7 protein-coding genes are annotated in these 9,432 nt (G+C 67.3%); 5 read left to right on the forward strand and 2 right to left on the reverse strand.

Annotated elements, in window-relative coordinates; all coding sequences use genetic code 11:
- Positions 1-140: 140 nt before the first annotated feature.
- Complete coding sequence (locus ABW137_RS25630; RefSeq protein WP_526404274.1) at positions 141-1,667, reverse strand: CYTH and CHAD domain-containing protein; 1,527 nt, start codon at positions 1,665-1,667, stop codon at positions 141-143.
- Between the two features lie 120 nt (positions 1,668-1,787).
- On the opposite strand from ABW137_RS25630, the gene ABW137_RS25635 reads away from it, so the two are divergent.
- Positions 1,788-2,567, forward strand: a complete 780-nt coding sequence (locus tag ABW137_RS25635; protein ID WP_526404275.1) for an enoyl-CoA hydratase/isomerase family protein — start codon at positions 1,788-1,790, stop codon at positions 2,565-2,567.
- A 25-nt stretch (positions 2,568-2,592) separates the two neighbouring features.
- On the opposite strand, the gene panB is transcribed toward ABW137_RS25635, so the two are convergent.
- Entirely contained in the window at positions 2,593-3,468 is an 876-nt protein-coding gene (gene panB, locus ABW137_RS25640) for a 3-methyl-2-oxobutanoate hydroxymethyltransferase (protein WP_526404276.1), read from the reverse strand.
- 155 nt (positions 3,469-3,623) lie between these two features.
- Here panB and ABW137_RS25645 point away from each other — a divergent pair, with 155 nt between their 5' ends.
- The 4 genes from ABW137_RS25645 to ABW137_RS25660 form a co-directional block, all read left to right on the forward strand.
- On the forward strand, positions 3,624-5,015 hold the full coding sequence (locus ABW137_RS25645; RefSeq protein ID WP_526404277.1) for a WS/DGAT/MGAT family O-acyltransferase: 1,392 nt from the start codon (positions 3,624-3,626) through the stop codon (positions 5,013-5,015).
- Positions 5,016-5,121: 106 nt separating this feature from the next.
- A complete protein-coding gene (locus ABW137_RS25650; RefSeq protein WP_526404278.1) occupies positions 5,122-6,630 on the forward strand; it encodes an alpha/beta fold hydrolase in 1,509 nt (502 codons plus the stop codon).
- A gap of 107 nt (positions 6,631-6,737) precedes the next feature.
- Positions 6,738-8,267, forward strand: a complete 1,530-nt coding sequence (locus ABW137_RS25655; RefSeq protein ID WP_526404279.1) for an alpha/beta fold hydrolase — start codon at positions 6,738-6,740, stop codon at positions 8,265-8,267.
- Between the two features lie 48 nt (positions 8,268-8,315).
- On the forward strand, positions 8,316-9,432 hold a 1,117-nt coding region (locus ABW137_RS25660; protein ID WP_526404280.1), incomplete at its 3' end, for a glutamine synthetase family protein.

Below are 9,432 nucleotides of genomic sequence, written 5' to 3' on the forward strand. Positions count from 1 at the left end.
TCGCCCGAGCCTGCGGGTAGGCCGCTCGAGGCACCCGGCGACGGTGTGTCCAGATGGATGGTCGCCACCGCGCGTCTCCGGTCACCGGTGACGCACGGGACAGAATCCGGCTTACAGGCCAACTCGTCCGCCCCGCCGGGTCACCCGGCGGCGCGCACCGCCTTCTTCAACTCCTTCAACGCCGCACCGAGTCGCTCCTCGGAGCGTCGGGCCAACTCGTCCTCCAGCTGATAGAGCAAGCCGTAGGTGAAGGTGTCCTCACCCGCCGCGTGTGCCGCAGCCGCCTCGCGGGACAGGTGGGTGCGGCTGACCACGCTGTCCTGGTGATCACCGAGCAGCGTTTGGATGGTCTTGGCCCCGTTGGCGACCTTGGCCGCCCCGGTGGCTGCGGCGGTGTACCGAAGCTGCTTGGCGCGCTTGCGGATCCGGTGCAGGGCCTCGTCCTTCTGCTCGGCCGAGACGTCGGTGGACTCCTTGGCCGCCTGGGCCGCCTTGGACGACTTGCGCACCTTCCGGTAGGCCGAGGAAACCGTCGTCTGCTTGGCGGGTTCGCCACTGGCCGACACCGAAGGCTCGGCCGTCTTGAGTGCGTCCAGCGCGTCGAGCAGCCGGAAGTAGCGGTCAGATCGCATCGCCGTCCACGACCGTCGCAACCCCGCCTGATACCGCAGCTTGGCGCCGTCGACGAGGCGCTGGCGGACCGGTCCGCGGACCAGCGCGGCAGGCAGCTCGTCCAACGACCGCTCATAGCGTTCGGCGAGCACCTCGGCGTCGCGCGCCACGCCGAGAACCCCGGCCAGTTCCTTGAGCTCGTCGAGGATCGGCGAATCCTCGGCCAGGCCGAACGATTCCTCCGAGCCCTTCACCAGGCTGCGGATCTTGCGGGTCACCACCCGCATCTGATGCACCGAGTCCCACACGTCCGCGCGGACCGCCCGGTCCCACACCAGAAGTTCCTCGATCTGCTCGGCGACCGCGCGGTGCACCGGATCCGCCGACCGTGGCGCAGGCTTCGCCGCGGCGGTGTTCAACACCCGCGCCAGCTTGGAGCCGTGGCCGGCAGGCTCGGCGCCCGCGTCGAACAGGCGATTGGACAGCCGGTCCAGAAGGTGAGTGCAGAACTCGGCGTCGCGGTCGTTCTCGATGCCTTCGGCGAGCTCGAGCTCCCACTCCCGCCACTCCTGGGGCTCACCGCCGGTCGCCGACGCGGTGACGGTGTCGTCGCAGAACTCGGCGATGGCAACGCCGTCGTGTCCGTACAGCACGTCGATCGTGCGGCTGGTGGAGATCCGCGCGACCTCGGCCAGCGGGCGGTCCCGCACGATCGCGAGCACGACGTCGCGCAGCTGCTCGGGAACGACGTCATCCGGACTGCCCGCCTCGCCGAGCGGGGTGCGGACCTCGGTCCTGGCATCCGCGCCTGCGGGCAGCTTCAGATGCCACCCGGCGTCGGTTCCGCCGGTGCGACGACGCAACGTCACCCGGTGTGCGGCGAGGTCGTGATTCGGCGTGTCGAAGTACACCGCGTCGAGCTGCTGGACCGGTGATCGCCGAACGCTGGCGACCGACGACAACCCCTCGAACGATGGCGAGACCGAGCCCTCGACCACCGCGAACTTGCGTTCGACCTCCGTGTGACGGGACGGGGTGGACTTGTCAGATGGCATTTTCACCTTCAGATCGGAAGCGGGCGCTGTCGAAATTCGTGAACAGGTTGCCACATTCAGGTGAACAGACGGCGGCGCGAGCCTCGGCCAGGGTTTCTGCTGGTGCGATAACGTCTCGCGATGACCGATTTCGAGACGCTGAAGTTCACGCAGGCCGCCTCCGTCGTCAACATCGTCCTCGACCGGCCCGAGGCCGCGAACGGCATGAACGACACCCTGGCTCGGGAGCTCGCCGAGGCCGCGGCGCTGTGCGACACAGAAGCCACCAAGGTGGTCACCATCACCGGGGCAGGCAAGTTCTTTTCCGCGGGAGGAGATCTCAAGGCCATGGCCGCCGCATCGGATCCCGGGGCCTACGTCAAGGGCATCGCCGACGACCTGCACCGCGCGCTGTCGACGTTCGCGCGGATGGACGCCGTGCTCATCACCGCGGTCAACGGAGTCGCCGCCGGCGCCGGCTTTCCACTCGGGGTGTCCGGCGACCTGGTGCTGGCCGCGGAGTCCGCGACGTTCACCATGGCCTACACGAAGGTGGGGCTGAGCCCGGACGGCGGTTCGTCCTACCTGCTGCCGCGTCTCGTGGGTCTGCGCAGGACGCAGGAGTTGATGATCACCAACCGGGTGCTCTCGGCCGAGGAGGCTTCGAGGTGGGGCCTGGTCACCTCCGTCGTGCCCGACGAGGAGCTGCCCGCCGAGCTCGATGCGCTTGCCACTCGAATCGCCTCTGGCGCAAGGCACTCCAACTCGGTAGTGAAGAAGCTGTTGCTCACGACCTACGCCGCGGGGTACGAAGAACAGATGGAACACGAGGCCAGATTGATCGCGGCCAGCGTCACCTCTGCGGACGGCGCGGAGGGCATCGCGGCGTTCATCGCCAAGCGCAAGCCCGAATTCCGCTAACTACTGCCCCGAAGTCCGCTCACCGTCAAAAGGAGTGCTCGTCGGCGGGGAACACTCCCGTGGCTACCTCGTTGGCGTATTGCGTTGCCGCACGGCGCAATTCGCCGCCAACATCACCGAAGCGCTTGACGAACCTTGCGGTCTTGCCTGCCGTCATGCCCGCCATGTCCTGCCACACCAGCACCTGTGCATCGCAGTTCGGGCCCGCGCCGATGCCGACCGTCGGAATGGTCAACTTGCCAGTGATCTGAGTGGCCAACTCGGCGGGCACCATCTCCAGCACCACGGCGATCGCACCCGCCTCGGCCACCGCGATGGCGTCGTGAACGGTCTGCTCGGCGGCGTCGCCCCTACCCTGGACGCGGAAACCGCCGAGCCCGTTGACGCTCTGCGGAGTGAAACCGATGTGCGCCACGACCGGAATGCCTGCCTGGGTCAGCGTCGCGATCTGCTCGGCGACGCGCTCACCGCCCTCCAGTTTCACGGCGGCCGCACCCGTTTCCTTCATGAACCGCGTCGCCGTCGCCAGCGCCTGCTGCGGGCCCGCCTCATAGCTGCCGAACGGCAGGTCCGCCACGACCAGGGCGTGGGGTGCGCCGCGCACCACGCCGCGGACCAGGGGAATCAGCTCGTCGGCCGTCACCGGCACCGTGGTGTCGTATCCGTAGACCACGTTGGCCGCGGAGTCACCCACCAGCAACACCGGGATCTCGGCGTCGTCGAAGATGCGGGCCGTGGAGTAGTCGTAGGCCGTCAACATGGACCACTTGTGGCCCTCGGCCTTCCATTTCTGCAAGTGATGCGTGCGCACTTTGGTCCGCGGAGCTTGCGGAGCGGCCGATCCGGCCGGAGTGCGCGGCTGTGAATCGTTGGCAGCACCATAGACAGTCTGCTCAGACATCGTTGTCCTCAAATCTCGCCGGTTCGTTCCTCGAGGCCCATCTGGGTCCCCGGGTCGTGACATTGGCAAGTGTGCCACCGCAGCGCGTGAAGGTGAACGTCTGGTGAAGTGCAGTTCCTCACACCCCGGCACGTGACGCGCCTAACATCGGCGACATGCAAAGGCTCAGCGGGCTCGACGCCAGCTTTCTGTACCTCGAAACCGCGGCTCAGCCGCTGCACGTGTGCTCCATCCTCGAGATCGACACCTCCACGATCCCCGGCGGGTACTCCTTCGAGCGCATGCGCGATGCTCTGAGCCTGCGGATCAAGGCGATGCCGGAGTTCCGGGAGAAGCTCGGCGACAACCGATTCAACCTCGACCATCCGGTGTGGGTCGAGGACGAGGACTTCGACGTCGACCGCCACCTGCACCGCATCGGCCTGCCCGCCCCAGGCGGACGCGTCGAACTCGGCGAGATCTGCGGCCACATCGCCTCTTTGACGCTGGACCGCAGCCGCCCTCTGTGGGAGATGTGGCTGATCGAGAACGTCGCGGGCACGGATGCGCACAACGGTGGCAGGCTCGCCGTGCTGACCAAGGTGCACCATTCCGGCGTCGACGGCGTCACCGGTGCGAACCTGATGTCACAGCTGTGCACCACCGAACCCGATGCGCCGCCACCGGATCCCGTCGCGGGCGTCGGCGGCGGCTCGGACCTGGAGATCGCGATCAGCGGCGCGATCAAGTACGCCACCCGCCCCCTCAAGCTGATGAACGTGCTCCCATCCACGTTGTCCACGGTGCTGGACACCGTCAGGCGCGCACGCAGCGGCATGACCATGGCAGCCCCGTTCGCCGCCCCCAAGACCAGGTTCAACGACACCGTCACCGGACACCGCAACGTCGCGTTCGCCCAACTGGACCTCGAAGACATCAAGACGGTCAAGAACCACTTCGGCGTCAAGGTCAACGACGTGGTGATGGCGTTGGTCGCCGGAGTGCTGCGCCGCTACCTGCTGGACCGCGACGAGCTACCGGACAACACCCTGGTCGCCATGGTCCCGGTGTCCGTCCACGACAAGTCGGACAGGCCGGGCCGCAACCAGGTGTCAGGAATGTTCTGCAACCTGCAGACCGACATCGACGATCCAGGGGAGCGGCTCAAGGCCATCGCCGACGCGAATTCCGTTGGCAAGCAACACAGTGCGGCGATCGGTGCAACCCTGCTGCAGGACTGGTCACAGTTCGCCGCCCCCGCCGTGTTCGGCGTCGCCATGCGCGTCTACGCATCCAGTCGGCTGACGAGCGCGCTACCCGTTCACAACCTCGTCGTCTCCAACGTGCCAGGTCCCCAGATCCCGCTGTACTTCCTGGGCGCGCAGGTGAGGGCGATGTATCCGCTCGGACCGATCTTCCACGGCTCGGGGCTCAACATCACCGTGATGTCGCTGAGCGGGACGCTCGACGTCGGTCTCATCTCCTGCCCCGAGCTGCTGCCCGACCTGTGGGACATGGCCGACGACTTCGCTGTCGCTCTGGAAGAGTTGCTTGCCGTCACCGGGTGACCCGCCAGATCACCGGTGATCGCCGGTGCTCTCTGCGCGAGCGGACTCACCCACGCGAACAGGGGTTGGCCAGCGGCTACAGGTGCTCATGGCAGCATTGGCACCCATGAACCTCAGACGCGGGATCCTCGCGGCCGTCTTCGTGTCACTGCTGGTGGCGGGCTGCAGCACCGTGGTCGAGGGACGCGGTGTGGTCGCGGTGCCGAGGCCAGGAACGCCGATCGACTGGGCGCTGTGCAAGACCGGATCGTCGGACGTGCAGATCCCCGCCGACGCCGAGTGCGGTCTGCTGTCGGTGCCGGTCGATTACGCGAAGCCCGACGGTGAGGTCGCGCAGCTCGCGATGATCCGGTTCAAGGCCACCGGGCAGAAGATCGGTTCCCTCATCGTCAACCCGGGCGGTCCTGGCGAATCGGGCGTCGAGGGTGCGGCGTCGATGATCCCCGTACTACCCGAATCGATCAGGCAGCACTTCGATCTGGTCGGCTTCGATCCCCGCGGCGTCGCGAACTCCAGCCCCGCGGTGTGGTGCAACTCCGACGCGGACAACGACCGGACCCGGGCCGACCCGACCGTCGAGTACACCCCCGAAGGCGTCGCTCACATCGAAGCCCAGACCAAGGAATTCGTCGACCGCTGCGTGGAGAAGTCGGGGAAGGAATTCCTCGCCAACGTCGGAACGGCAAGCGTCGTACAGGATCTCGACGCGATACGGGCTGCCCTTGGCGACGAGAAGCTGACCTACCTCGGCTACTCATACGGCACCAGGATCGGCGCCCTCTACGCCGAGAAGTACCCGCAGAACGTTCGGGCGATGATCCTCGACGGCGCCATCGACCCCAACGCGGACCCGATCGAGGCCGACCTTCGGCAGGCCGCGGCATTCCAGACCGCCTTCAACGACTACGCCGCGGACTGTGCCAAACAGCCGGACTGCCCGCTGGGCACCGACCCCACCAAGGCCGTCGACGTCTACAAGAGCCTGGTAGAACCACTGGTCAAGAACCCGGCCAGGACCCAGGATCCGCGTGGGCTGAGCTACAGCGACGCCATCGTCGGCACCATCCTGCCGCTGTACTCGCCCAATTACTGGCACCTCCTGACCCAGGGGCTCACCCAGCTGAAGGGCGGCTCGGGCGACGGGATGCTGAAACTTGCCGACCTGTACATGGGGCGCGACGGGAGCGGCCACTACGACAACTCCACCGACGTTCGGGTGGCGGTCAACTGCGTCGACAAGCCGCCGATCACGGATCGCAACAGCGTGATCGAGTCCGATCGTCGCTCCCGCGAGATCGCCCCGTTCCTCAGCTATGGACAGTTCACCGGCGACGCCCCACTCAGCACGTGCGCGTTCTGGCCGGTGGCCCCGACCACCACGCCGCACGAGATCTCCGTGACCGGGCTGCCTCCGCTGCTGGTGGTGTCGACGACCAACGACCCGGCGACGCCGTACCAGGCCGGCGTCGACCTGGCCAAGCAACTCGGCGGAACGTTGCTGACGTTCGACGGAACCCAACACACCGTGGTGTTCCAGGGCAACGCCTGCGTCGACGCGATCGCCGCCAAATACCTCGTCGACGTGGTGGTGCCCCCACCGGACTCCCGCTGCTGAGCGCCGACGCGCTCGGCAGGGGTCAGGTCACCGTCGGATCACCGTCTGGTTGCCGTGCCGTCACCGCCTGCGCCACGACCCTGACTCGACGCCCGTTGCGTGCGAGCATGTTCGCCATGTGGTTGGTGGGCAGGCTGATCGCGGCACTGCTCGCGCTTCTGACGACGTCGCCGTTCGTCAGCCCGACCGCGTGGGCGGCGCCGGAGGGCGGATCGACCCAGACCTACGGTCAGCCGCCGGTGTGGGGGAGCTGTTCGACCTTCATCGCCGCCGCCGACGTGGTCCCCACCGCGCAGTGCGGAACGGTGTCGGTACCCGTTGACTACGCGAAACCCGATGGGGCGCAAGCGCAACTAGCCGTCATCAAGGTACCCGCCACCGGCGACCGCATCGGGGTGCTGATGATCAACCCCGGTGGCCCCGGAGCGTCCGCCGTCGACACCGTCGCGGGCATGGCACTGAGCCTCCAAGGCACCGACATCACTCGCCGATTCGATCTGGTCGGGTTCGACCCGCGCGGCGTCGGGCACTCCACGCCGCAGATCCGCTGCCGCAGCGACGCCGAGTTCGACGCGTTCCGGCGCGAGCCCTTGACCGACTACAGCCCGGCGGGCGTGGCCCACATCGAACAGGTCTACGCGCGGCTCGCTCAGGGTTGCATCGACCACACCGGGCAGGAGTTCCTCGCCGGAGTCGGCACCGCCTCCGGCGTCACGGACATGGACGTCGTGCGAGCCGCCTTGGGGGAGAACCAGATCAACTATCTGGGCTACTCGTACGGCACCGAACTGGGAGCCAGGTACGCCGAACGGTACGGCGACCGCGTCCGCGCCATGGTGCTCGACGGCGCCGTCGACCCGAGCTCCGATCCTCTCGCCGACACCGTGCAGCAGCTGGCAGGGTTCCAAGCGGCGTTCGACGACTACGCGGCCGACTGCGCGCGGTCGACCGACTGCCCGCTTGGCCAGGACCCGACTCAGTTCGTCACGCGCTATCACCAACTCGTCGACCCGTTGGTGCAGCAGCCGGGGTGGACGTCGGATCCCCGCGGTCTCAGCTACCAGGACGCCATCACCGGCACCGCGGACGCGCTGTACACGCAGCGGTACTGGCCGTTCCTCACCAGCGGACTGCTGGGACTGCAGCGTGGCACCGACGCAGGCGATCTGCTGCTGCTCGCCGACGACTATCAGAAGCGGGACGCCAGCGGTCACTACGCGAATCAGCAGGATGCGTTCACCGCCATCCGTTGCGTCGACGCGCCGTATCCGACCGACCCCGCGGTGTGGGCAGAGAACGACAGGCGAGCCAGGCAAGCCGCTCCGTTCATGGCATACGGCGGCTTCACCGGGTTTGCTCCGAGGGACGTGTGTGCGATGTGGCCGGTCCCCCCGACGTCGGCTCCCCACCCCGCGACGTCGCCAGGGCCCGGCAAGGTGGTCGTCGTCTCGACCACCCACGACCCGGCCACGCCCTATCAAGCGGGTGTCGAGCTGGCGCGGCAACTGGACGCGTCGCTCATCACCTTCGAAGGAACTCAGCACACCGTCGTGTTCAACGGCAACGCCTGTGTGGACCCCGCGGTGACCGCCTTTCTGGTCGACTCCGTGCGACCACCGGCCAATCTGCAGTGTTAGCACCAGGCGTGTAACACGGAATTAACAGCCGATGCCTACGCTTCGCACATGGATCGGCAGAAGGAATTCGTCCTCCGGACGCTCGAGGAGAGGGACATCCGGTTCGTCCGGCTGTGGTTCACCGACGTGCTCGGATACCTCAAGTCCGTCGCCATCGCGCCTGCCGAACTCGAGGGCGCCTTCGAGGAGGGCATCGGCTTCGACGGTTCGTCGATCGAAGGCTTTGCGCGCGTCTCCGAATCCGACACGGTTGCCCGGCCGGATCCGTCCACCTTCCAGGTGCTCCCGTGGACCACCAGCGGCGGCAAACAGCACTCCGCCCGGATGTTCTGCGACATCACGATGCCCGACGGATCACCGTCGTGGGCGGACTCGCGGCACGTCCTGCGCAGGCAGCTGGCCAAGGCCAGCGATCTCGGCTTCTCCTGCTACGTGCACCCGGAGATCGAGTTCTTCCTGTTGCAGCCCGGCCCGTACGACGGCACCGAACCCGTCCCCGCCGACAACGGTGGCTACTTCGACCAGGCCGTGCACGACTCGGCGCCCAACTTCCGCCGCCACGCGATCGACGCGCTGGAGTCGATGGGCATCTCGGTCGAATTCAGTCACCACGAGGGCGCACCCGGTCAGCAGGAGATCGACCTGCGCTACGCCGACGCGCTGTCCATGGCCGACAACGTCATGACGTTCCGCTACGTCGTCAAGGAGGTCGCCCTCAACGAGGGCGTCCGGGCGACGTTCATGCCCAAACCGTTCAGCGAGTACCCCGGCTCGGCGATGCACACCCACATGAGCCTGTTCGAGGGTGACACCAACGCCTTCCACACCTCCGACGACCCGCTCCAGCTGTCCAACGTCGGCAAGTCGTTCATCGCCGGAATCCTGGAGCACGCCAACGAGATCAGCGCCGTCACCAACCAGTGGGTGAACTCCTACAAGCGACTCGTCCACGGCGGCGAGGCGCCAACGGCAGCGTCCTGGGGGGCAGCCAACCGGTCCGCCCTGGTGCGGGTGCCGATGTACACACCGCGAAAGGCGTCCTCGCGGCGCATCGAGGTTCGCAGCCCCGACTCGGCCTGCAATCCGTACCTCGCCTTCGCCGTCCTCCTGGCAGCGGGCCTGCGCGGCGTCGAGAAGAACTACGTGCTCGGGCCGCAGGCCGAGG

The sequence above is a fragment of the Mycobacterium sp. genome, from assembly GCF_040509115.1.
Taxonomy (GTDB): domain Bacteria; phylum Actinomycetota; class Actinomycetes; order Mycobacteriales; family Mycobacteriaceae; genus Mycobacterium.

Bases quoted from the DNA above. Each gene is read 5' to 3' on its own strand.
- panB (WP_526404276.1), bottom strand. From the start codon at position 3,468: ATGTCTGAGCAGACTGTCTATGGTGCTGCCAACGATTCACAGCCGCGC.
- ABW137_RS25655 (WP_526404279.1), top strand. From the start codon at position 6,738: ATGTTCGCCATGTGGTTGGTGGGCAGGCTGATCGCGGCACTGCTCGCG.
- ABW137_RS25635 (WP_526404275.1), top strand. From the start codon at position 1,788: ATGACCGATTTCGAGACGCTGAAGTTCACGCAGGCCGCCTCCGTCGTC.
- ABW137_RS25645 (WP_526404277.1), top strand. From the start codon at position 3,624: ATGCAAAGGCTCAGCGGGCTCGACGCCAGCTTTCTGTACCTCGAAACC.
- ABW137_RS25630 (WP_526404274.1), bottom strand. From the start codon at position 1,667: ATGCCATCTGACAAGTCCACCCCGTCCCGTCACACGGAGGTCGAACGC.
- ABW137_RS25650 (WP_526404278.1), top strand. From the start codon at position 5,122: ATGAACCTCAGACGCGGGATCCTCGCGGCCGTCTTCGTGTCACTGCTG.